18 protein-coding genes are annotated in these 25,010 nt (G+C 34.7%); 14 read left to right on the top strand and 4 right to left on the bottom strand.

Annotation, left to right across the window (positions count from 1 at the left end; genetic code table 11):
- Positions 1-43 precede the first annotated feature (43 nt).
- The 6 genes from ACSVH2_RS10570 to ACSVH2_RS10545 all read left to right on the top strand — a co-directional run bounded on the left by ACSVH2_RS10570 (position 44) and on the right by ACSVH2_RS10545 (position 9,214).
- Positions 44-2,434, top strand: a complete 2,391-nt coding sequence (locus ACSVH2_RS10570) for a 3-hydroxyacyl-CoA dehydrogenase NAD-binding domain-containing protein (RefSeq protein ID WP_438093148.1) — start codon at positions 44-46, stop codon at positions 2,432-2,434.
- Positions 2,435-2,480: 46 nt separating this feature from the next.
- Positions 2,481-2,834 (top strand): four helix bundle protein, encoded by a 354-nt coding sequence (locus ACSVH2_RS10565; RefSeq protein ID WP_438093147.1) that lies wholly within the window; start codon positions 2,481-2,483, stop codon positions 2,832-2,834.
- Positions 2,835-2,889: 55 nt separating this feature from the next.
- The gene (locus ACSVH2_RS10560) at positions 2,890-4,071 is read left to right on the top strand and encodes an acetyl-CoA C-acyltransferase (RefSeq protein WP_438093146.1); all 1,182 of its coding nucleotides are present in this window, start codon (positions 2,890-2,892) and stop codon (positions 4,069-4,071) included.
- A gap of 120 nt (positions 4,072-4,191) precedes the next feature.
- Entirely contained in the window at positions 4,192-5,979 is a 1,788-nt protein-coding gene (locus ACSVH2_RS10555; RefSeq protein WP_438093145.1) for an acyl-CoA dehydrogenase family protein, read from the top strand.
- 123 nt (positions 5,980-6,102) lie between these two features.
- The gene (locus ACSVH2_RS10550; RefSeq protein ID WP_438093144.1) at positions 6,103-7,887 is read left to right on the top strand and encodes a DUF885 domain-containing protein; all 1,785 of its coding nucleotides are present in this window, start codon (positions 6,103-6,105) and stop codon (positions 7,885-7,887) included.
- 28 nt (positions 7,888-7,915) lie between these two features.
- Positions 7,916-9,214 carry a M20/M25/M40 family metallo-hydrolase gene (locus ACSVH2_RS10545; protein WP_438093143.1) on the top strand — a complete coding sequence of 433 codons (1,299 nt, stop codon included), beginning with the start codon at positions 7,916-7,918 and terminating at the stop codon, positions 9,212-9,214.
- Between the two features lie 65 nt (positions 9,215-9,279).
- Here the strand turns inward: ACSVH2_RS10545 and ACSVH2_RS10540 are convergent, their stop codons facing one another.
- Complete coding sequence (locus ACSVH2_RS10540; RefSeq protein WP_438093142.1) at positions 9,280-10,101, bottom strand: hypothetical protein; 822 nt, start codon at positions 10,099-10,101, stop codon at positions 9,280-9,282.
- Positions 10,102-10,184: 83 nt separating this feature from the next.
- Positions 10,185-12,578: an arylsulfatase gene (locus ACSVH2_RS10535; RefSeq protein ID WP_438093141.1), complete on the bottom strand. Its 2,394-nt coding sequence runs from the start codon at positions 12,576-12,578 to the stop codon at positions 10,185-10,187.
- A 272-nt stretch (positions 12,579-12,850) separates the two neighbouring features.
- Here ACSVH2_RS10535 and ACSVH2_RS10530 point away from each other — a divergent pair, with 272 nt between their 5' ends.
- Together ACSVH2_RS10530 and ACSVH2_RS10525 are read left to right on the top strand one after the other, a co-directional pair.
- On the top strand, positions 12,851-13,972 hold the full coding sequence (locus ACSVH2_RS10530) for a helix-turn-helix domain-containing protein (RefSeq protein ID WP_438093140.1): 1,122 nt from the start codon (positions 12,851-12,853) through the stop codon (positions 13,970-13,972).
- A gap of 219 nt (positions 13,973-14,191) precedes the next feature.
- Positions 14,192-14,908, top strand: a complete 717-nt coding sequence (locus tag ACSVH2_RS10525) for a hypothetical protein (RefSeq protein WP_438093139.1) — start codon at positions 14,192-14,194, stop codon at positions 14,906-14,908.
- Positions 14,909-15,143: 235 nt separating this feature from the next.
- Here the strand turns inward: ACSVH2_RS10525 and ACSVH2_RS10520 are convergent, their stop codons facing one another.
- A complete protein-coding gene (locus ACSVH2_RS10520) occupies positions 15,144-15,830 on the bottom strand; it encodes a hypothetical protein (protein ID WP_438093138.1) in 687 nt (228 codons plus the stop codon).
- A 437-nt stretch (positions 15,831-16,267) separates the two neighbouring features.
- Positions 16,268-17,014 carry a hypothetical protein gene (locus ACSVH2_RS10515; protein WP_438093137.1) on the bottom strand — a complete coding sequence of 249 codons (747 nt, stop codon included), beginning with the start codon at positions 17,012-17,014 and terminating at the stop codon, positions 16,268-16,270.
- Positions 17,015-17,368: 354 nt separating this feature from the next.
- On the opposite strand from ACSVH2_RS10515, the gene ACSVH2_RS10510 reads away from it, so the two are divergent.
- The 6 genes from ACSVH2_RS10510 to ACSVH2_RS10485 all read left to right on the top strand — a co-directional run bounded on the left by ACSVH2_RS10510 (position 17,369) and on the right by ACSVH2_RS10485 (position 24,557).
- Positions 17,369-18,040: a hypothetical protein gene (locus ACSVH2_RS10510; RefSeq protein ID WP_438093136.1), complete on the top strand. Its 672-nt coding sequence runs from the start codon at positions 17,369-17,371 to the stop codon at positions 18,038-18,040.
- A 228-nt stretch (positions 18,041-18,268) separates the two neighbouring features.
- Positions 18,269-18,961, top strand: a complete 693-nt coding sequence (locus tag ACSVH2_RS10505; RefSeq protein ID WP_438093135.1) for a DUF4386 domain-containing protein — start codon at positions 18,269-18,271, stop codon at positions 18,959-18,961.
- Between the two features lie 95 nt (positions 18,962-19,056).
- Positions 19,057-20,445 carry a serine hydrolase gene (locus ACSVH2_RS10500; RefSeq protein ID WP_438093134.1) on the top strand — a complete coding sequence of 463 codons (1,389 nt, stop codon included), beginning with the start codon at positions 19,057-19,059 and terminating at the stop codon, positions 20,443-20,445.
- 232 nt (positions 20,446-20,677) lie between these two features.
- On the top strand, positions 20,678-21,517 hold the full coding sequence (locus ACSVH2_RS10495; RefSeq protein WP_438093133.1) for a T9SS type A sorting domain-containing protein: 840 nt from the start codon (positions 20,678-20,680) through the stop codon (positions 21,515-21,517).
- A 407-nt stretch (positions 21,518-21,924) separates the two neighbouring features.
- Positions 21,925-22,911 (top strand): hypothetical protein, encoded by a 987-nt coding sequence (locus ACSVH2_RS10490; RefSeq protein ID WP_438093132.1) that lies wholly within the window; start codon positions 21,925-21,927, stop codon positions 22,909-22,911.
- Between the two features lie 320 nt (positions 22,912-23,231).
- Positions 23,232-24,557, top strand: coding sequence for a T9SS type A sorting domain-containing protein (locus ACSVH2_RS10485; protein WP_438093131.1), 1,326 nt, complete (start codon positions 23,232-23,234; stop codon positions 24,555-24,557).
- Positions 24,558-25,010 lie beyond the last annotated feature (453 nt).

Raw genomic sequence — 25,010 nt, 5'->3', positions numbered from 1 at the left:
TTCAAATAACTATATAAACAAACAAACTCATAAACTTTAAGTTATGAAACGAATTATTAAAAAAGTGGCAGTAGTAGGATCCGGAATCATGGGTTCGGGAATTGCTTGTCATTTTGCTAACATTGGTGTGGAAGTATTGCTTTTGGACATCGTTCCCAATGCACTCACGGAAGCCGAAGAAAAAAAAGGACTGACTTTAGACAATAAAGTGGTTCGCAACCAAATGGTGAATGACCATTTGGCGAATGCCTTAAAATCAAACCCATCACCTATTTATAGTCAAAAGTTTGCTTCCCGAATTACTACTGGAAACACAACGGATGACATGGCAAAAATTGCCAATTACGATTGGATTATAGAAGTGGTTGTGGAACGTTTGGATACCAAAAAATTGGTTTTTGAACAAATCGATAAATTCCGTAAGCTAGGAACTTTAGTTACTTCTAATACATCTGGAATTCCTATAAAGTTTATGAGTGAAGGACGAAGTGAGGATTTCCAAGCACATTTTTGTGGAACTCATTTCTTCAATCCTGCGCGTTATTTAAAATTATTTGAAATCATTCCTGGTCCAAAAACATCGACTGAGGTTTTAGACTTCCTTTTTGAGTATGGTTCCAAATATTTAGGCAAAACTTCGGTCATAGCCAAAGATACTCCAGCGTTCATTGGAAACCGAATTGGGATTTTTGGCATTCAAAGTTTATTCCACTTAGTAAAAGAAATGGGATTAACCATTGAAGAAGTCGATAAATTAACTGGACCAGTTATTGGTCGACCAAAATCGGCTACGTTCAGAACTGTTGATGTGGTTGGATTAGATACTTTGGTTCATGTGGCAAATGGATTATATGAAGGTTGTCCAAATGACGAAGCACACGAACTATTCAAACTTCCCGATTTCATCAATAAAATGATGGAAAACAAATGGCTAGGTAGCAAAACTGGACAAGGTTTTTACAAAAAAGTAGATAAAGATATTCTCTCTTTAGATCTTAATACATTAGAATATCGTCCTGCTAAAAAAGCTTCATTTGCTACTTTAGAATTAACCAAAACAATTGATAAACCTATCGACCGTTTCAAAGTGTTGGTTAAAGGAATAGACAAAGCGGGTGATTTTTACAGAAAGAACTTCTCGGCCATGTTCGCCTATTGTTCTAATCGTGTTCCTGAAATCACTGACGACTTCTACAAAATTGATGACGCCATGAAAGCCGGTTTCGGTTGGGAAAACGGACCTTTCGAAATTTGGGATGCCATTGGTGTAGAAAAAGGAATTGCTTTAATGCAAACTGAAGGGTATCAACCTGCAACTTGGGTTACTGAAATGCTGGCATCTGGTAGTTCTAGTTTCTACACAGTAAAAGATGGGGCAACTTATTATTATAATATCCCAACAAAATCTCAAACTAAAGTTCCAGGACAAGACAGTTTCATTATTCTAAATAATATTCGCGAGAGCAAAAAAGTTTGGAGTAATAGTGGTGCTGTAATTCATGATTTAGGTGACGGTATCTTAAACCTTGAATTTCAGTCTAAAATGAATACCATTGGTGGTGACGTTCTAGTAGGAATTAACAAAGCTATTGACTTAGCCGAAACACAATACAACGGATTAGTAATTGGTAACCAAGGGGCAAATTTCTCAGTTGGAGCAAATATCGGAATGATATTCATGATGGCTGTGGAACAAGAATATGACGAATTGAATATGGCTATCAAATATTTCCAAGATACTATGATGCGTTGTCGCTACTCTTCTACTCCAGTCATAGTTGCTCCTCATGGAATGACGCTTGGAGGTGGTTGCGAAATGACACTACATGCTGATAGAGTGGTTGCTGCTGCCGAAAGTTATATTGGCTTGGTAGAATTTGGTGTTGGGGTAATTCCTGGCGGTGGTGGTTCTAAAGAAATGGCTTTAAGAGCATCAGACTTATTTCATAAAAACGATGTGGAACTAAATGTTCTCCAAGAATATTTCTTAGCAGTAGCTATGGCAAAAGTTTCCACTTCTGCTTATGAAGCCTTTGATACAGGTGTTTTGCAAAAAGGCAAAGACATCGTAGTTGTAAACAAAGACAGACAAATTGCTGTAGCCAAACAAGTTGCATTGCAAATGGCAGAGCAAGGCTATACACAACCTATCCGCAGAACTGATGTAAAAGTATTGGGAAAACAAGCTTTAGGTATGTTCTTAGTTGGAACTGACCAAATGGTGGCTGGAAAATACATTTCAGAACATGATCAAAAAATTGCTAACAAACTAGCATATGTAATGGCTGGTGGCGATTTATCTGAACCAACATTAGTAAGCGAACAATACTTATTAGATATTGAACGTGAAGCATTTTTAAGTTTGTGTACAGAGAGAAAAACATTGGAGAGAATTCAGTTCATGCTTACTAAAGGAAAACCGTTGAGAAATTAGTATTAAGACTGAAGTATTAAGTATTAAGACTAAGAAAATATAAATTATGCACAACTTTGAAAAATTAAAAATATGGCAAAAGGCAATGGATATAGCTGTTGAAGTTTATGAAGTATCCTTGCTCTTACCAAATGATGAAAAGTTTAATTTAATACATCAAATAAAAAAATGTGCTGTTTCAATACCTTCAAATATTGCCGAAGGTTCTGGAAGAAATCACAACAAAGAATTTATTCAATTTCTAGGAATTGCAAATGGCTCAACGTTTGAATTAATAACTCAATTAATACTTGCAAAAAGATTAAAACTGATAAAAGAAGAAACAATTCAACCTATAATCAATCAATTAGTAGAAGTTTCAAATATGAATTTCTCATTTCAAAAAACATTAAACCCATAAATAAAACGATTGGTAAGTCTTAATACTTAATACTCCAATCTTAATACTTTATAATATGAAAACAGCATATATAGTAAAAGCATACAGAACCGCGGTAGGAAAAGCTCCAAAAGGAGTATTCAGATTTAAAAGACCTGATGAATTAGCTGCTGAAACTATTGAGTTTATGATGGCTCAATTACCTGATTTTGACAAAACAAGAATTGATGACGTGATGGTAGGAAACGCCATGCCCGAAGCCGAGCAAGGACTAAATGTAGCCAGATTAATTTCCTTAATGGGATTAAAAGTAACCGATGTTCCTGGTGTTACAGTCAATAGATATTGTGCTTCTGGACTAGAAACTATTGCCATGGCAACAGCTAAAATACAAAGCGGAATGGCCGATTGCATTATTGCTGGTGGTGCCGAAAGCATGTCGTTCATTCCAATGGGTGGTTACAAACCAACTCCTGATTATGCTGTAGCAAAGGAAGGAAACGAAGACTACTATTGGGGAATGGGTTTAACTGCTGAAGCGGTGGCAAAACAATTCAACGTGTCTCGTGAAGACCAAGATGAATTTGCCTTCCATTCACACCGAAAAGCTTTGCAAGCTCAAGCTGATGGTAAATTTGACAACCAAATTGTTCCAATAACTGTTGAACAGACTTTTATCAATGAAAATGGTAAAAAAGAAACCAAATCATACACTGTAACCAAAGACGAAGGACCAAGAGCAGGAACTTCTACAGCAGCCTTAGCTGGATTAAAACCAGTTTTTGCCGCTGGCGGAAGTGTAACTGCTGGTAATTCATCACAAATGAGTGATGGTGCCGCTTTTGTTTTAGTAATGAGCGAAGAAATGGTGAAAGAATTAAACCTCACTCCTATTGCTCGCATGGTAAGTTATGCAGCAGCAGGTGTCGAGCCAAGAATTATGGGAATTGGTCCAGTAAAAGCTATTCCAAAAGCATTACAACAAGCAGGATTAACGCTAAATGATATTAATCTAGTAGAATTAAATGAAGCTTTTGCGTCGCAAGCGTTAGCTGTTACAAGAGAGTTAGGCATCAATCCAGATATTATCAATGTAAATGGCGGAGCGATTGCACTAGGACATCCTCTTGGCTGTACAGGAGCCAAATTATCCGTGCAATTATTTGACGAAATGAAACGCCGAGGTGATAAATATGGAATTGTTTCTATGTGTGTAGGAACAGGACAAGGTGCGGCAGGAGTTTATGAACTATTATAACGAATAAATATTAGGAACACAGATTTAAGAAATCTAAAAAATTATTAAAATTTCTATCATTTCTTAAATCTGTATTCCAAAAAAAAAAACATAACTATTACAACAAAAAAATATTAAACAATGGAAATTACAAGAGGAGGACAATTCCTAGTTAAAGAAACAAAATGTGAAGATGTATTCACACCCGAAGATTTCTCGGAAGAGCAAATCATGATGCGTGATTCTGTTAAAGAATTCGTTGATAAAGAAATTTGGCCAAACAAAAATCGTTTTGAAGCTAAAGATTATGCTTTCACCGAAGAAATGATGCGCAAAGCCGGCGAAATGGGCTTTCTAAGCGTTGCTGTTCCCGAAGCTTATGGCGGAATGGGAATGGGATTTGTAGATACATGTTTAGTATGTGATTATATTTCAGGAGCTACAGGTTCATTTTCTACTGCATTTGGAGCACATACTGGAATTGGAACAATGCCTATCACACTATATGGAACCGAAGCACAAAAACAAAAATATGTACCAAAATTAGCTTCAGGCGAATGGTTTGGTGCCTATTGTTTGACTGAACCTGGCGCGGGAAGTGATGCTAATTCAGGAAAAACTAAAGCCGTTTTATCTGAAGATGGAACACATTATAAAATCACAGGACAAAAAATGTGGATTTCCAATGCAGGTTTTTGTTCGTTATTTATAGTATTTGCGCGTATTGAAGATGATAAAAACATCACTGGTTTCATTGTAGAAAATGATCCGAGCAACGGAATCACTATGAATGAAGAAGAACACAAACTAGGTATTCGTGCTTCTTCTACTCGACAAGTTTTCTTTGCAGATACTAAAGTGCCAGTCGAAAATATGTTGGCAGGTCGTGGAGAAGGTTTTAAAATTGCCATGAATGCGTTAAATGTTGGAAGAATTAAATTGGCTGCTGCTTGTCTTGATGCGCAACGTAGAGTGACATCTAATGCAGTAAATTATGCCAATGAAAGAGTTCAATTCAATACACCTATTGCTCAGTTTGGCGCTATTCGATATAAATTAGCAGAAATGGCAACCTCGGCTTATGCTGGAGAAAGCGCTACCTATCGTGCTGCAAAAGACATTGAAAACCGTATCAAACTTCGTGAAGCAGAAGGAACATCACATCAAGAAGCCGAATTAAAAGGTGTTGAAGAATTTGCTATTGAATGTTCTATTCTAAAAGTGGCGGTTTCTGAAGATGTTCAAAACTGTGCCGATGAAGGAATTCAAATTTATGGAGGAATGGGATTCTCTGAAGATACTCCAATGGAAAGCGCGTGGAGAGATGCTCGTATAGCTCGTATCTATGAAGGAACCAATGAAATTAACCGAATGCTGTCTGTTGGAATGTTAATCAAAAAAGCCATGAAAGGCCATGTTGATTTATTGGGTCCAGCTTCAAAAGTACAAGAAGAATTAATGGGAATTCCATCATTTGATACTCCTGACTATTCTGAATTATTTGCTGAAGAAAAAGAATTAATTGGCAAATTGAAAAAAGCATTCCTTATGGTTGCTGGTGGAGCAGTTCAAAAATACGGAATGGACTTAGACGCACACCAACAATTATTGATGGCTGCTGCCGATATGTTAATCGAAATCTACATGGCAGAAAGTACTTTATTGCGTACCGAAAAAATGGCGAAAGCACAAGGAGAAGATAAAGTAAAAGAACAAATTGCCATGGCTAAGTTATACTTATACAAAGCAGTAGACATTATAAATCAAAAAGGAAAAGAAAGTATTATTTCATTTGCCGAAGGTGATGAACAACGCATGATGCTAATGGGATTACGCCGTTTTACCAAATACACTAACATGCCTAACATCGTTGGTTTAAGAGAAACTATTACTGCTAAGTTAGTGGCAGAAAATAGTTATTGTTTTTAGTTTAAAGTTAAGTTAATTGTGAAGAAGCCATCTGAATTTTCAGGTGGCTTTTTTTTGTACATTAGCAGGTAGAAAAAAGTTTTTATTTTCAACATTCTATTAATCAAACAAAACCATATTTCAATGAACTACAAGATTCAAAAAGTACTTTATATAATTATTGTCATGTTATATTGCTTTCCTGAAGCCGTTTTTGCACAAACCCAAACTCAAGATAAATCACTCCACAAACTTTTTGACAACTATTACGAGGAACGATTACAACTTTATCCGCTTGAAGCTACAGCTGCTGGTGATAACCGTTATAACAATATTCTTTATAATGATGGCACGCAGGAATTTATTAAAAAAACACATGATTTTTATACCAAATACCAACGAGAATTAAACAATTTTAAACCACAATCCCTTAGTGCCGAAGACAGAATATCCTATTTTATTTTTAGGGATATGCTCAATAGAGAATTAGAAGCGGAGAAATTCAAGAGAGAACAAATGCCTTTTGCACAATTCTATTCATTACCACTCACCATGGGACAATTAGGAAATGGTAAAGGAAATCAACCCTTTAAAACTGTAAAAGATTACGACAATTGGCTCGAACGCCTCGAGGTATTTAGCATTTGGACAGATACCACTATTGCAAACTTTAGAAAAGGGATAAAAAACGGAAAGGTTTTGCCTAAAGCTTTGGTAATAAAGATGGTGCCACAAATGGAAAGTTTAGCAGAAACTGATCCATCAAAAAATATTTTTTATGGACCCATAAAAGATTTTCCTTCTGATTTTTCGAGTGAGGATAAAGACCGATTAACCAAAGCCTATAGCCAAGTTATTACCACTAAAATTATTCCTTCCTATCAAAAGCTAGCGACATTTTTTGCTGGTGATTACATGAAATCCGCGCGTGCTACCAGTGGTATTAACGCACTGCCCAATGGTGATGAACTGTATCGTTTTTACATCAACTATTTCACCAATTCTCGACAAGAACCAGAAGCTATTCTCCAAACTGGACTGAACGAAGTACAACGCATTACCGCTGAGATGGAAGCCTTGAAAAACAAAATGGGTTTTAAAGGAACATTAAAAGAACTTTTTGCCTACATGCAAACCGACAAGAAATTCATGCCGTTTAAAACGGTGAAAGAAGTAATTGATGCCAACAATGCAGTGCTCACCAAAATTCAACCCCAATTGAATAAATATTTTAGTGTAGCTCCCAAAACAGCTTTTGAAATCAGAGAAGTGGAAGCTTTTCGGGCTGCAACAGCTTCACCACAGTACAATGCTAGTTCAGCTGACGGAAAACGTCCGGGGATTTATTATATACCCATATTGGATCCAACCAAAATTAATGTGACGAACTTTGCTCTTGAAGCTACTTTCCTTCACGAGGCGATTCCTGGTCATCATTATCAATTATCCCTTCAACGTGAAAATATCAAAAATCCAAAATTTAGACGCTTTGCCTCCTACTCTGCCTTTTCCGAAGGATGGGCTTTGTATGTTGAGTCATTAGGTGAAGAATTGGGTTGCTATACTGATCCTTATCAAAAAATGGGTGCTTATGGTATGGAAATTCACAGAGCCATCAGACTTGTAGTGGACACTTCGTTACACACCGGAAAAATGACCAGAGAAGAAGCCATAAAATACATGATGGATAATGAGTCCATAGCGGAACGAAATGCTACTGCTGAAATAGAACGCTACATGGCCATGCCAGGACAAGCATTATCCTATAAAACAGGAGAACTTAAAATAAAAGAATTACGCGATAAATACAAAAACAAACTAGGAGACAAATTTAGTTTAATGGCTTTTCACGATGCACTACTCCAAGCGGGAAGTATGCCTTTGAGTGTACTAGAAATTTATATGGAAGATTGGGCAAAAACTTTATAAACAAACGAAATACTAATTTGTTTTTATCATGAAAATAAAAATCACACTATTGTTTTTTATCATAGCTAGTTCCCTTTTGGCACAATCCAAAAATGAAAAGAAAATACTCACTGCTATTGATAAACGAACACCTGCAGCTATTGAACTTTTAAAAAAAGTAGTGAACATCAATAGCGGTACTATGAATTTTGAAGGTGTGCGAAAAGTGGGTAATATTTTTATGGAACAGTTAAAAACCATTGGGTTTGAAACACGCTGGGCTTCGGGTGATAGTTTTAATCGTGCTGGTCACTTAGTAGCGGTTCATAAAGGAACAAAAGGACCTAAATTGTTACTCATTGGACATCTAGATACTGTATTCGAAAAAGACAGTCCATTTCAATCCTATAAGATGTTGAATGACTCAATTATTCATGGTCCAGGTGTAGCCGATATGAAAGGTGGCGATGTTATCATGATATTAGCGCTACAAGCGTTGCATGATACAGGTGCTCTGAAAGATATGCAAGTTGAAATTATAATGACAGGCGATGAAGAATCTAGTGGCGAGCCACTTGCTCTTTCTAAATTGGAAATTATAGAAGCGGCCAAAAGAGCCGATATTGCTATTTGTTATGAAGATGGCGATGGACTTGCCACAACTGCTTTAACCTCAAGACGTGGTGCTGCCAACTGGACGTTAACAGTCAAAGGAAATGCTGCACATTCGTCTCAAATCTTTACAGACAATGTTGGCGTTGGTGCTATTTATAATGCATCTCGAATTCTCAATGAATTTTATACTCAATTAAGTAAAGAAGAAAATTTGACTATCAATCCGGGAGTAATTTTAGGTGGTAATAAAATAACCTATGATGCAGCGACAAATACTGGAACTGCTTTTGGTAAAGACAACATTGTTTCACAAGATGTGTATGTAAAAGGGGATTTAAGAGCAGTATCGGCAGCACAATTAGAAAAAGCGCATCAAATAATGTCAGATATAGTGGCAAAGAACTATCCTGGCACAACTGCTACTATTGATTTTGGCGATGGTGGATATCCACCAATGTCTTTAACCGAAGGCAATAAAAAACTATTGAGTTATTTTAATCAAGTGAGTGTTGACCTCGGTTTTGGGACACAAACGGCTACACATCCTCGCAAAGCTGGCGCAGCCGATATTTCATTTGCAAGTACTCATGTGGAAATGGCATTGGATGGGATTGGACTTCCCGGCGCTGATGGTCATACTATAAAAGAAGCAGCCAACCTTAATTATTTACCTATTGAAGCTAAACGCTCCGCTGTATTACTTTATAGATTAGTAAATGGTTATTATAAATAATACAAAACGGTCATTGTTCTTATTTTGAATGATGACCGTTAGTTTATTTTAGTTGCTATTTGATATTATTTAGGAAAAACGAAATTCACCAACGCTCTAATCCCAAAATCAGGTCTTCCGTTTTCTGGAACCGATACTGGAATACGAGGACCAATTACCAGTTGTACCATTTGTTTACCTAATTTAGTAACTCCACTCACTGTTGGCATAAAGAAAACTGATGTTGAATTAGCTTCCCAGTTTTGAGTAATTTCAAAAACGCTTCCTACTCCTGCGCCACTTTTCCAATTGTAAATCAAAAAAGGTTGTGCATACATCTGGTTGACATCGGCACGTTCATTATTTCCGGCAACTGACCATATTTGATTAACCAATGCGCCATAGGTCCAACCTTTAGTTTGCTTCAAAATTACTGCAGTAGGTCCAACTCCTAGTTTTTCTGTTCCCAATAGATTATCGGTAGCAGTTGGAACTAATATTGCCGGTCCAACACCCCAAGTCAAACCATTTTTGGCTTCTGCAGGAGAGAAAAAAGCACTTACCACAGCATCGCTTAATCCTGTTTCTTTAGCACCTGCCGCAGTGATATCTTGCTGTGATATTATTGGTAGCACTACACGTGAAATCATATTCCACTTTTCAGAAATGGAAATAGGGATTACCGGTTGAAAATTCAAGGTGTTTCTAGAACCATTAAAAGCTCCAATTCCCACATCAGTATTATTTTGAAATGGAACACTAATCAATGAGGCAATTGGGTTTGCTAACTTTTTAGCTAACTCTTCGGCTGATTGTGCGGGTTTGTCTTGTGCGTTTACTGTGCCTAATGCAAGTAAAAATGCAGACATCAATAGAAATGATTTTGTTTTAATATTTAGTTTTTTCATTATTTTTATTTAAAAACGGTCACCTCAATGATGACCGTTTGTATTTATATTTAACTAAGCGTTACTTTTTATTGTAATACTTGTTACTCTTTACGCATCGCTCTAGCGGCTTCTCTTTCTAAATCGAGATATTGCTCTTTTCCAGTATTTACGGTTACAAAACTAATTTCTCCTCCTTCAAATTCGCCTGGTGAAGAATATTGATTACTCACTGGGTCACCACTATCAAAACCTACACAAAGGCCATCACCCACAAGAGTGAATTTACCTGCCTGTGTACGCATTGGCATTTGAGCAACCATCTTATCGTTTATATACAATTTAGCAGTACCCATTGATTCAAAGTGTTCTCCTGATTTTTCTTTAATAAACTCCATACCAAAAGTGTATTTTCCAGGTTTTAATGTTTCTGTTGAAACCAATTGTTGTTCTGGCTTAATCCCTAAGAAGTTATACACATAGTACAATTTATGGTCTTTGATGAACAAACTATGTCCTCCAAAGCGAGAACCATGAGCAAAGATTACTCCTTTTGCATCGGCTGTAATTTCTACATTTGCAACTATCTTGTATGATTTCCCTCTTATATTTACAGCGACTGCTTCTGGCACTGCACTAGTATGAGGATAATAAGTATAGCTGTCTGTTACAGTTTCTTCAGTTGGACGTTCTGTGGTAATTATTTGAAGGGTAGTACGGTCATCCAAAGGCAATGCATTGTTTTTCTTTGCTTCTTCCAACCATAATGCCTTCATTGCTTCTACTTTCTCTGGGTATTGTTTAGCAAGGTCTTTAGATTCAGCACGATCTACATCCACATGATACAATTCCCATTTATCTTGGTCAAATTTACCTTTATCCGTTAATGGTGCATGAACAGCCACCGCTTTCCAACCGTCTTGCCAAATAGCACGTGTCCCAAGCATAGAAAAATACTGTACGTGTTTTTGGGTAGGATCATTAGGTTTAGCATCAAACGTATATTTCATAGAAACTCCAGATAATGGATATTGCTCTACTCCTTTGTATACTTTTGGCATTTCAAGTCCACATATTTCTAGAATAGTAGGCACAATATCAACGGCATGATGGTATTGGTTACGAACTTCTCCTCTAGCTTTAATTCCTTTTGGCCATGTGATGGTCAAGGGACAATCCGTTCCTCCTGCATAGTTAGAGTAGCGTTTAAACATTTTGAAAGGAGTTGATAAAGCTGCTGCCCACCCAGTCGGGTAGTGTTCATAAGTATTTGGTCCACCTAATTCATCAATTAGTTTCATATTTTCGGCTAAATCATCAGGGAAACCGTTAAAAAGATTATTCTCATTTACCGAACCGTTTGGTGTACCTTCTCCAGAAGCTCCGTTATCGGAAGCATACATAATAACCGTATTTTCATACTGACCTGTCTTTTTTAGATAGTCTATTATTCGACCAATTTGAACATCAGTATATTCAGAGAATGCAGCATATACTTCACACAAGCGAGAGAATAATTTCTTTTCGTCGGCATTCAATGTATTCCAAGGACGCACTGCATCGGCTGGATTCGCCATGTCTTTTGGCATTGGGTTCCATTCTGTTAGTGTAGTACCTTTTGGTAGAATTCCTTTTTCAATCATTCGAGGCAATACCCATTTGCGATACGCATCATAACCATCATCAAATTTACCTTTATATTTAGCGATGTAATCGGCTGGTGCTTGATGTGGTGCATGGTTAGCTCCTGGACAAAACCACATAAACCAAGGTTTAGAAGGGTTAGCCGATTTTTGGTCACCAATCATCTTGATAGCTTGGTCTGCCAAATCTTTAGACAAATGGTATCCTTTTTCTGGTCCATAAGGTGCTTCGATGGCGTGATTATCTTCTGTTAAGTCTGGATAGAATTGATTGGTTTCGCCACCGATAAAACCATAAAAACGATCGTATCCTTGTTGTAACGGCCATTGGCTTTTGTTAGCTCCTGCTGATAAATCAGTCTCAGGAACATTATGATTTTTTCCTAACCAAAAAGTACTCCATCCATTATCATTTAATATAGACGCCATAGTAGCCGCTTGTGCTGGTAACTGACAACTAAAACCTGGATATCCGTTAGCACCTTCTGTTATTACTCCCATTCCGTTTAGGTTGTGGTTACGACCAGTATTAATACAAGAACGTGTTGGTGAACAAAGTGCTACCGTTTGCCATTGTGTATAGGTCAAACCATCGGCAGCTAGTTTATCCATCGTAGGCATGTTGATTCTTCCTCCATAGGGAGACCAAGCCGCTAAGCCGGTATCATCATAAAGGATAAATAAAATGTTTGGCGAACCTTCTGGTGCTTTTTTACGAATGTATGGCGCCCAATCTGGTTTAGAATCACGAACATCCAATTTGATATCTGCTTTGGAAGCTGGCGTTTGTGCATGGCTACTAAATGATAGCATTACAATTACTGCAAGGAGTAAACTTTTAAATTTTGCATACATAATTAACATTATTTGATTTTAAGTTATAAAATACCAAGGACACTTTTTGATACTCATTCAAAGATATATAAATAGTTAAGGTTTTGATTGACCTTATTAATCTAAATACCTTAAAAACTCTAAAAAGGAAAAAGTAACAACATAAGCAATTGAAAATCAATTTTTAAAAGCATTAGCGTTTTACAATAAATAAGTATAAAATTATGATTCAGTACAAAAAAATTTGTTGAAATCAAAAAAGCGATTACTTTTATAGTGGTAAATCCAAATTTATGAATTTTAGCTTTTTAGAATTATTTGCTTATTTTGGTGGTGCCTTGGGTATTATTCTAGCTACTTCAGTGCTTTTTTCTTTTTCAGGCAAAAAGACTGTTAAGATTAGCATGGCGGCTGTCATATTAGTAACATCCTTAATGATTATTCTTGGTGCGCTTAATTACTCTGGGAAAATTCAAAACTATATACACTTACTTCGTGTTGACAGTCCTATTCATCTCCTATTTGGACCTGCAACCTATTTCTATGCGGCATCCTGTTTAAATGCTAAATTTAAATTTCAAAAAATTCATTTACTTCACTTACTTCCATTTATACTTAATGCTATTTGGTTTTTTCCATTTTATATGGAAAGTACACACTATAAACTTCTTTATTATGACACTTTTAAGTCAAATGGTAGTATGGTAATTCCAATTCAATATTTTATAAAAACCGTTAGTGGCATTGTATATTTTATTGCACAATTATATTTAGCAAAAAAATACAATCTTTTTACCAAGCAACCACAACGTAAAAACAAAGAACTTTATTATTGGCTTAATTTTTATTTTTTATGTCAATTTTTTCTTTTAACAGGGCTATTTATTGACCATTTAACTGGCTTATCACTGTTTAAAGACCCTTATTGTTTTGCTGTTACTATGGTAACAATATTTCTTTATTTGATTATTTTAGGATTATTCTTTTCTCCTCGACTTTTATATGGATACTATTATGTAGAACAAACGGAAATTGAAAAATATGCAAACTCCAACCTTGATGATAGTTTTAAAAACGAAGTTCTTGAAAAGTTAGAAGCCTACATGAAATTAGAAACAAAGCCCTATTTAGAAACCAAACTATCTTTGCAACAAGTAGCCAAAGACCTTTCGATTACTAAGCAAGAACTTTCTCAAATTGTTAATGAAAAAGCGAATATGAATTTTAATGACTATATCAATTCATACCGAATTGAAGAGGCAAAAATCATGCTTACCTCTTCTTCTTTTAAAAACATAACCATTGATGCAATTGCTCAAAAATCAGGATTTCATTCTAAATCTGCTTTTTACAATTCTTTTAAAAAACAAGTAGGTGTTCTACCAAAAGAATTTGCTCGTTTAAACCAACCGTAAGATAATGATTAATAACATTTTTTAACATTCGTATTTATTTTTTTTATAACTTCGTTTTTCTTAACCGAATAAATAAAATTATTACCCCTCAAATCTTGTATGTTTTTCTTTTAAAAAATTGCTGCATTCGAAAAGAAAACAAAATTAATTTTTACATCCACAACAAACGGAGAAGCCGAAAACCTTATAGAGTAGGCAAAATTAAATACAAGATTAACCATGAAAAAAATTCTTTTACTCTTGGCATTAGTTCCAATAATTGGATTGAGCCAAACCAAAAATGTGATTACTGCTTCTAGAGTCTTTGCCAAAAATGGAAAAACGTTAGAATTAGAAAAAGCGATTGCTGCTCATGCTCAAAAATACCATACTGGTGAATGGAAGTGGCGTGTGTTTGAAATTTTATCAGGACCTGATGCTGGTGGGTATCACATTGTTGAAGGACCAAATAGCTGGGCTGAAATTGATTCCCGAAATAATTTAGGAGATGTTCATATGGCGGATTGGGTGAAGAGCGTAGAAGCGCTAACTGAAGGCAGACAAAGTTCTAGTTTTTCAGTATATAGAGAAGATTTGAGTGCTGCAAAGCTTACTGATTTTACCGATAAAATTGCTGTAAATCATATTTACCCAAAACAAGGTGAGTTTGATAAAGTAGAATCAAGATTAAAAAAACTTAAAAAAGTTTGGGAAGCATCCGGTCAAAATGTGGTAGTATATCAGGCTAGTTCTTCTGGTGCACCTCAGCTTAGTATTGTTACTCGTTACAAAACCGGCTGGAAAGAAAGAGAAACAGGATTCCTGAAACCAATGAAAGAACGCTATGATGCCATATATGGTGAAGGTGCCTATCAAGAATGGATGGAGGAGACAAGTCCTACTGAAAAGTCATGGGGAGAAATGTTGAGCTTCAGACCCGATTTAAGTTCTAAATAATCCATTGAGTAATTCCATTTTTATACTTTTTTTAACCACATAGAAAAATAGATAAAAGATAGTGATAGCTCAATTACTTTGCCCGTTTGCTTTTGCTCGGGTCTTAGGTTCATACAGCTATTCTATTCTGTAATTTAGTGAAACGACTTTCATAAATTATAAAATCTATGTCTCTATGTGGTTAAATTTTTATGTAATTGCTATTTTGTCAATTACATCCCTCGAGTTACACAACTCATTTACGAACTGATTTTTCCTCGTATAGCTTCATCATTTGTCTAGCTTTTTTAAGATCGGAAACTGAAACTAAGGACATAGCGTATCGATAATAATAGGCAGGTTCTAAATCGGTGGTGAGTTCAAATAACTGACTATACCAATTGGCCGCTTCAACGAGGTTGCCTTCAAAATAAGCTCTATCACCTACTCTTTTGAGCATTTCTATTGATATAAATCCTTTTTCGAGCGTTCTTTCGTAGGTGTTTAAGATATTGATATCAACAAACATTTTTGATGGTTTGCGGTCCAAAGTAAGCAGCGAGTCTGATTTTATACCATTACTTTTATTGGCTTTGGCATAATTTGATGGTTTATCATTAATCAGTGTTACTGGTGTTTCTTTGGGATTGGCTAATTTTGGAATAATGAACCGGGTGTTATTCGGACCTAAATCATTGGTGTTGATTAAATTTAGATTGGGAACATTATAGGTAGTAGTGCGACCACCAAATTTCATGTTTATTTTTTCTTCCACATGAAATGAAATAATCACGGGTTCCAGATTTTTGTGTGCGTTTCTGTAGGCCTCTAATGCTTTGGTATCAAAAGTGGCATGAGGTATTACTGTGTCCTTACTTTGAGCAAAACTACTCATCCAAAGTGCACTGGCTATTATTATTAGTAGGGTTGCATACTTTTTCATGATTTCCCTTTTTAAACCTTGTTGCAAACAGCATAAATCTTATATAAAGTTACGAAATAATAAGCGCCTAAACTTATTTTGCTTGAATTTACATGTTGTAACTGAAGCAGAATAAAAAATGTTAAGCATTCCGTTTGTTTCGAAAAAAATAACCCTGACAGAGTTTTGAACTCTATCAGGGTTTGATAACAAAAAAAGCCACTATTTCTAGTGGCTTCTTTACTTACTAACTCTATTTATTAATCTTGCTCGTTTTCATTTTCCTATTTTCTTAAACCACATAGGAACATAGATTTTGTAAATCGTTTAAGTCGTTTCACTAAATTTAAGAATACCATAGCTATATGAACCCGATAATCGGGCTATCCCAATCTTTTTTCTATGATTCTATGTGGTTAAATTTTTTATTAATAATATAAACAAGTTAACCCTAATTATTAATCATCCTCGTTTTCATTTTCCATATCGCAACCGTCTTCTATATGGTCGTTTAATTGTGTCGCAAGTGCATTGTTTCCGTCGGTATCATCTGGACCAATTTCGATTACTCCATCACCATCACCGTCAACCGCGCTGCTCAAATCTACTTGGCTCAACACTTGATTTAAATCAAAGTTAAATACTAAATCGTAAGTACCATTTGCAATTACTAAGTTTTGAGCGGCATTTTCATAATCTATAGAAAAATCTTCGTCAAAGTTATGCCAAAACACAAAAGGTGTTCCGTTTATTGTTCCTCTAATTTCAAAAGTTTTAGTATAAATTGGTGAAGTAGTCACTAAGCTTGGGCTTAATTTAAATTCTACTTCTTCATACGTTCCGTTTGGAACCGTAACCGTTGTAACTGGAGCAGTTTGATTTAATAAATCCAATTCCCAAGGACCATTCAATTCTGTTTCGTCATCACCGTTGTACATTCCATCATTATTATCGCCATCAGAGTCACCGTTTGCATCGTCATCGCTACCGTTATTCATTCCTTCGGTTACTTCAAACTCAATTTTTCTAATATTTACTTTAAAACTTGTGATAACAATGTCACTTGCATTTTTGTTGGCAGCATTTGTATAAGTAGCTTTTGCTTTTATACGTAATGTTCCTTCCGAAGAAGTGTTGTCGCTAGAACAAGATACCATGACAATTACTAGCATTAAAATTCCGATAAGTCCTTTGATTTTTTTCATTTTTAAACAATTTGGTTATTAATTTATATTCTTTAATCCGATGGGTGAAAATAATAAAAAAGAATTACACCTTTTGGGTTATTTGGTAATAAAACAATTTATTTGTCATTTACCCTACTCTGTGGATTGATTTTTTTTTTAGTTCCTAGATAACTTCATTGCTCTTTTTTGTTAACCCCAATCTTTGTCATGCTGTCACGTCTTTTTTAGATGAGAACAATCTTTCTTCCTACTTTGTAATCTTTTTTATATATTTGAAATTATAACAAAGTCTGATTTTATCAGATCTATATACACGTTGGCAAACAATATAAAAACATGAAGCTAAAATATTTGATACTAATTACATTATTTATGTATTTAAAAAATTATTCTCAAAGTTCTGATTTTATTGTAACAAAATCTTATGATACCATTTATGTAGACAAGATTGAATTGACAGATTATAATGTAAAAACAAAAAAAGCTAACCAAAAGAAAAAATATAATATTGAAGAAATAATTAGTTATTACATAGCTAACAAAAAAAAATATTATGAACGTATTACTAATCAAATCGAAAAAAAAGAACTTAAGGATTCAGATAGATATGATTATAAAAGAATGGAAAATCTATACATAGAAGAATATGATAATCGTATAAAGTATAAATTCATTCAAAGATTAACCATAGGTAAAGTAAAATTGTTTTGCGAAGATTTAAAGCAAACCTATACTGGATCTGGAACTCCAGGTACACCCAATTATACACCAGCAAGTCACAATGATGATAAAAATTATTATATATCAATTTATGATTCAAAATTAGAACCAATCAATAAGGAATCCGATATTAATTTATTTGATTTTAGTCAGGGTTTAACATTAAATAAAGAAGTGTATGAAATATTAAAACTATATCTTTATGGAAACAAGGACATCGATATCAAACTTGATACTTTATTTTCCTCAAAACCAATTGCAAAAGAAAAACAAATCATAGATTTGATTAATGAATATAATCTTTGGGTAAAATCAAACAAATAACGTTTTGCCCAATGATAAAATGCCAGATTTCGCAGATGTGTAATCCGTGCCCGCAAAACATTTTAAAAAACCCACTCCACAAAATCTCCCTACTTTAAGGCAATATAAAAACACCTCATGGGTTTCATTAATTCAAACAAATAGTAACAAATGACAAGCCCGTGCGTCTTGTTTATATAATTAAATATGGAAATACTTTTATAATCACTATATACTACCTTCAAAAAAATGATTTCAGATAAAAATTTAGCTCGAATTGCAGGGTTTTGCTACTTGCTCGTAATTGCGACAGGTTTGTTTTCGGAAGTTTTCGTTAGACAAGCATTAAGAGTGCCCAACGATGCATTGGCAACTGCCCACAATATTCAAGCCAATGAAATGCTTTTTCGTTGGGGGTTTGTGGCTGACCTTTTCAATTTTGTAGTGGGCATACCCACCATATTGATACTTTATCATTTTTTCAAAAAGTCAAATAAGATTATACTACAAATTGCTTTAGCCTTTGTTATTATTCAAACGGCAATTATTGCAGTCAATCTATTAAATCAAATTACACCTTTGTTACTATTAGGCAATGACACTTACTTAACTACTTTTCAACCAAACCAACTAGCAACACTTTCTCTTCTGTCCTTAAATATTCAAGCACAAGGGTATGGAGTTGGTTTAGTATTCTTTGGGTTTTATTGTATTTTAATTGGATATGTAATTTTTAAAACCAATGCTATACCAAAAATTATTGGAATAGGGTATGCAGTAGCAGGACTATGCTATTTGATAAGTAATTTTACAATGTTTCTTTCAAAAGGATTTGCGAATCCGCTGTTCATTTACCTTGCAATTCCAATTCTTTTAGGAGAACTAAGTCTTTGTTTGTGGTTACTTATAAAAGGTATTGACACCACAAAATTAGAAAAATAAAATGCCCGAACCGCTAAAATGGGTTTGGCAATATAATCGAGTTAGCGGCAATTTTGCGAGACATCTCACATACATTAATTAACAAGAAATAAAAAATGAAATTAACAACCACAATCGTACTTCTTTTAATTGGACATCTTGCATTTGGACAAGACAGAATTCAAAAAATTGACAGCTTACTCAATGCTCTTTATTCAAAAGAGAAAATCAATGGAAATTTTCTAATTGCAGAAAAAGGGAAAGTTATTTATAGCCATAGTTTTGGACTTGCAAACGAAACAACAAAAGAAAAATTAAACGAAAATTCGATTTTTGAATTGGCATCTTGTTCAAAGCAGTTCACAGCCATGGCAATAATGATACTGAAAGAAAAAGGAAAGTTGAATTTGGACGATGACATTAAAAAATACTTACCTGAACTTTCATTTTACAAAGGTATAACTATAAGAAACTTATTAAATCATACTGGAGGTCTACCAGACTATATGGAACTTATGGATAGTATATTTGACAAATCTAAAATTGCCACTAACAAAGACATAATTGATATATTCAGTAACAATCAACCAAAAATATTATTTGAACCAAATACAAAATATGAATATAGCAACACGGGCTACGCACTATTGGCATCAATAATTGAGAAAGCATCGGGTATGACCTACGCTGACTATCTGAACAAAACTATTTTCAAGCCATTGAAAATGAAAAATACCTTTGTGTACACTCGTAGATTTTTGCCAAAGAAAATTGACAATTATGCTTATGGTTATGTTTACTCAGATAGTTTGAAAAAGTATATTTTACCAGACGAGTTGAAAGAAACTAAAATGGTTATTTGGCTTGATGGTATTGTTGGAGACGGAACAGTTAATTCAACTTTAAATGATTTATTAATTTGGGATAGAGCATTATACACCAATAAATTACTCACACAAGAGGGAATGAATGCAGTTTTTGAAGTAGCAACTTTGAAAGACGGATCTAAAACGAAATATAGTTTTGGTTGGGGAATGGACGACAATGCTGATTTTGGAAAAATTGCAAGCCATAGCGGTGGTTGGCCAGGTTATGTGACTTTTATTGAAAGACATATTACAAATGATAAAACGATAATAATACTTCAAAATCACGACAACGTTTCAATTCCTGTAAAATCAATTAGAAGTATACTCTATAATAAACCATTACCTATACAAAAAATCAGAAATGAAATTAGTATGACAACAGAACAACTTCAAAAATTTGTTGGGACTTATGAAGTTGAAAAAGAATTTGAAATCAAAATTTCATTAGATAAAGACCAACTATTTATACAATTGACAGGACAAAATGCGTTCCCGATATTTGCAGAAAGTGAAATGTTATTTTTCCTAAAAGTAGTAGATGCACAAATTCAGTTTGAAAAGAACGAAAAAGGAGAAATTTCAAATTTGTTTTTATTACAGAATGGAAATAAGATAGAAGCAAAACGGACGAAATAAAACCTGCCAGCCTATAGCACATTCTATAACATAAAACAATTAAAAATCAACAAATTACGCTGCTGAATTAAAATTTTATTTATATTTGTTTATCAGTGCTTAAAGTTGCCAGAAACCCCAAGGATGGCAGTACTAAATTTTAGTTTTATAACTTTAAACTAACAATTTAAGCAGGAACCTACTTAAGTTTAACGTTATAAAAATTAAAATCATGAAAAAACAATTACAAAAAATGTTTTACGCTACATTCATCATGATGCTATTTACCTTCATGGATGCCAATGCTCAGATTGTTTACAACGAATTAAGTCCGGATGTGACAATTATTCAAACTCCTATTGGTTCTTCGGCTCATGCGCTAGACATCAACAACGATGGAATAACAGATGTCACCCTTACCGCAAATGTAACGAGTTCGAGTCGTGCCGTGTGGTTAAGTACTCCCGCAGGTAGTGAGTCACTTATGTGTTGTCCTATCCTGCTAGCCAAAGCCATAAACAGTAATGTATCTATAGGTCCTGATGCAAGCGGGACTGGCGGATCCTGGACTAATAATATAAAGGCAATTTTAAGACAGGTTCCTATTACAAACACTCGTCCATGGGGCGCAAATCCAATTCCATTTGGCGAATGGTCAAATACCACTGACCGTTATTTTGCAATTAGATTTTTAATAGATGGAAACAGGTATTATGGATGGGTTCGTACATCCGTTGGCTTAGCCGGCAATAGCTTCACCATCAGGGATTACGCATACAATTCCGTGCCTAATCAATCAATACTTGCAGGAGATACGGGTGGAAGTTTAGGTATCATTGATACTACTATTGCACCATCAATGACGCTTTTTCCAAACCCAACATCCAATCAACTTACTATTGCTTTTGGAAGTATTAACAATGAAGTTGCTATTGCTATTGCAGACATTACAGGAAAAATTGTTTATGCAACAAAGGTAAATGATACTCAAAAGATAGAAGTCAATACATCCCATTTTGCAGAGGGTATTTATGCTGTGCAAGTACAGTCAGATAATTTTAGAGAGACAAAAAAACTTATTGTTGTAAAATAAAGTAATTGACAATTTTTATCTCTGGTGAGCGTATTTAGTTCATGCCAAAAAACAAATAAAAAAGAGCAACTCACATTGCTCTTTTTTATTATCCTTTTCCAAAGTTTATCATTCCCATCACTCTGAGTGTTCCAAGGCAATCGGAAATGACCCAAGGCGAAACCGAACGGAGCACAGTTAACCAAAGGGCCCAATTCCACATTATTTTATTGCATATTTATTAAGTTGTGTAACAAGTAAAGGCGTTAGGCTACATAGTGAAAACATTAAATATCAACAAATTACGCTGTTGAAATAAAATATTAGTTATATTTGTGATAGTCAGTGATAGTTCCCGTCAATGCTTGTAAGCATAGAAAAGTTAGCATCAAGAATTCAAGTAACTTTCAATTTTAAAAATTAATATTATGTTCAAAAAAGCTTTTCTTTTCATTACTACTATTTTAGTAGGGTTATCAGTATCGATTGGATATAATGGCCAAGATATATTCAAAGGGTCAACATCTGTTACATCATTTTTAGATTGGTTCAATACTACAGAACATTATGTACACCTAAAAGGGCTTATTATTTTAGACCTCATTCCAGCCGTTTTTCTCATTGTTCAAATAGCTTTATTTTTTAGAGACAAACAGAAAATAAAAGGATTGTTGGCTGTGCTATCATTGTTGGCAAATTGTGTTGGGGTATTTATTGTCACACAATATGCTTATCCCATTGCTGCCCAAATGGCCAATTGGACACCCGAAACTATCCCTTCCAATTGGATAAGCCTAAAAGATGATTGGATAAAATACATTGGTTTTTATGGACTATCGGGTATCGTAGGGTTGGTTTTTTTTCTGACAACCTACTATGTACCTGCAAAAAAGAATACTAGTATAAAACCGCTACACCCATTTTTAAATGTGTTAAAAAATGCACTGCTTTTTATACTAACCTTGCCTGCATTAATGGGTGCATTTGGTGTTTTTGATATGATTATTTTCCCCATTGGTTACAAAATTTCAGGAACAACTTTTATTGAAATGCACCGCCCAGTAGATTTACTAATGAGAAGCATAGGACCCATAATATTTACGATTATGCTTTCATTATACAGCTTACTTGCCATTCTTTATTTTATGGAAAAGAGCAAAACAAAAGGCTTTCTTATTGTAGCGGCAATCCTGCTCCTATTAGGCAACACTTTTGTCGCCTTGCAAGGCAACCGACCTTTAAACGATTTATTTCTAACATGGACACCTACAACCCTACCAAGCAACTGGTCAAGCCTTAGAGACGAATGGTTTAGTTATCATTTCTATAGAAATATTTTTAACACATTGCAGTTATATTGTATTCTTCTAATCTATTTTGTGCCAAAAAGCAAGAGCAAAATCCCTGCAATGTAATTAGTGAACAAAGAGGATTGAAGAAGTTTTCCTATCCGATAGCAGGATTTACTTACCATAAACACAAAAACCCAAAACAATAAAAAGAGCAACTTTCGTTGCTCTTTTTTTTAACCCACACTTTGTCATGCTGTCTCGTCTTTTAGGACGAGAGAAGCATCTCCACACAATCTTTCCTCCTACTTTGTACTATTTTTTATATATTTGAAATAATAAATAGGTCTGACGTTTATCAGACCTATAAGCTAGTTGGCAGAAACCTTAAAATTAAAATCTTAAAATAATAACAAAAAATTATGAAACTTAATTGTAACTTTAAAATGAAATTGATAATAGTCATTTTTCTATTTCTTTCAAGTCTTACTTTATACTCCCAATGTTGGAATAAAGTGCAGGGCGGTCATTGGAACTCTTTTGGAATAAAAAATGATGGAACTCTTTGGGGTTGGGGTCAAAGCGATGCTAGACTTCCAACAACATCTAATATTCCTTTACAAATTGGCAACGACGCAAATTGGACAAATATTTCAACTTCATATTGGTATACACTTATACAAAAGTCAAATGGAACTCTTTGGGGTTGGGGTACTGACCCATTCGGGGGTGTAATAAACTATGGTAATATTCCATTACAAATTGGCACATCAAATGATTGGGTGAAATTTGAAGCAGCTATATATCATTCTTTAGCTATAAAATCAAATGGAACACTTTGGACATGGGGAAATAATCAAAATGGTGAACTTGGTGACGGTACAAACATAAATAAAGTTATGCCAACTCAAATAGGCACATCAACAATTTGGACTCAAATATCAGGTGGGGATAGGCATTCACTAGCTATTAAATCTGATGGTACTTTATGGGCATGGGGCGCTAACGATTTTGCTCAACTTGGTGATGGCACTACAACTCCCAAAAATTTCCCTGTTCAAATTGGTACCGCAACCAATTGGGCTAAAGCCGAAGCAGGAGAATTATGTTCTTTTGCAATTAAAACTGATGGAACATTATGGGCTTGGGGTTATAATTATTTTAGTCAACTGGGAAATGGGAGTACTAACACTTTAGCAATTCCAACACAAATTGGTACTTCATCAAATTGGGCTGAAGTAATTTCTGGACATTCACATACATTGGCTATTGACAATAATGGTAAATTATATTCATGGGGAAATAATTCAAATGGTCAATTAGGAGGCGGAGGAAATAATTTTACACCCATCAACAATAATGTAGATTGGAATTCTATTAGTGTTGGTTATACACATTCTTTTGTTAAAAAAAATGACGGCTCACTTTGGGTTTTTGGAGAAAATTACTTTGGTCAATTAGGAAATGGAGTTTCAATAGATTTATGGACTCCCACTCCTATAAGTTGCCCAACATCTTTATCCGTTGAAGATTTTTATAATAGTCAACTTAAAATTTATCCAAATCCAACTAAGAATATAATTAATATTGAAAACAATAAATATCAAATAGATAGAATAGAATTATATGATGTTACAGGTAGACTAATAATAACAGAAATAGTAAATAGAAATAATTTTATTTTAAATATTTCAGATTTACAGAAAGCAACATTTATTTTAAAAATTCATACTGCCTATAATACTCAAACTATAAAAATAATTAAAAGTTGATAAAAACAGAAAGGCTATCTGCCAACAGCGGTTTGGCAAGATTGCAAATTTTGTAGTAAATTCACGTTTACATTCCCCAGCAAGCGCGAGCATCTTGCTCGTGCCCCTCCGCTACCTCGCGAAATGAAATTCGACGTAGTCAATCCTTTTGCGTGGTAATAAAATGAAACCCACACCACAAAACCTCCCAACTTCAAACCACCATAAAAACCCCATCAATGTCCCAGTTCCGTAGGAACGATTCATATTGTAGCCCAGGGTTTTAACCCTGGGATATAAAAACAATATATCTGTGCAACAAAAAAATCCGTGTAATCCGTGTAATCTGTGGCAAAAAAACAAAAAAAAAGCAGCTCTCGCTGCTTTTTCATTATAAACTGTGTCACTAAACCACCCTCTCCATCACAACCCTAACCTCAAACCCCCAGCTACCTCGCGAAATGAAATTCGACG

The sequence above is a fragment of the Flavobacterium sp. RSB2_4_14 genome (assembly GCF_051547085.1).
In the GTDB taxonomy this organism is placed as follows: domain Bacteria; phylum Bacteroidota; class Bacteroidia; order Flavobacteriales; family Flavobacteriaceae; genus Flavobacterium.
Note: the sequence above shows the minus strand (reverse complement) of the source record. Positions and strands in the feature narration are given on the sequence as shown.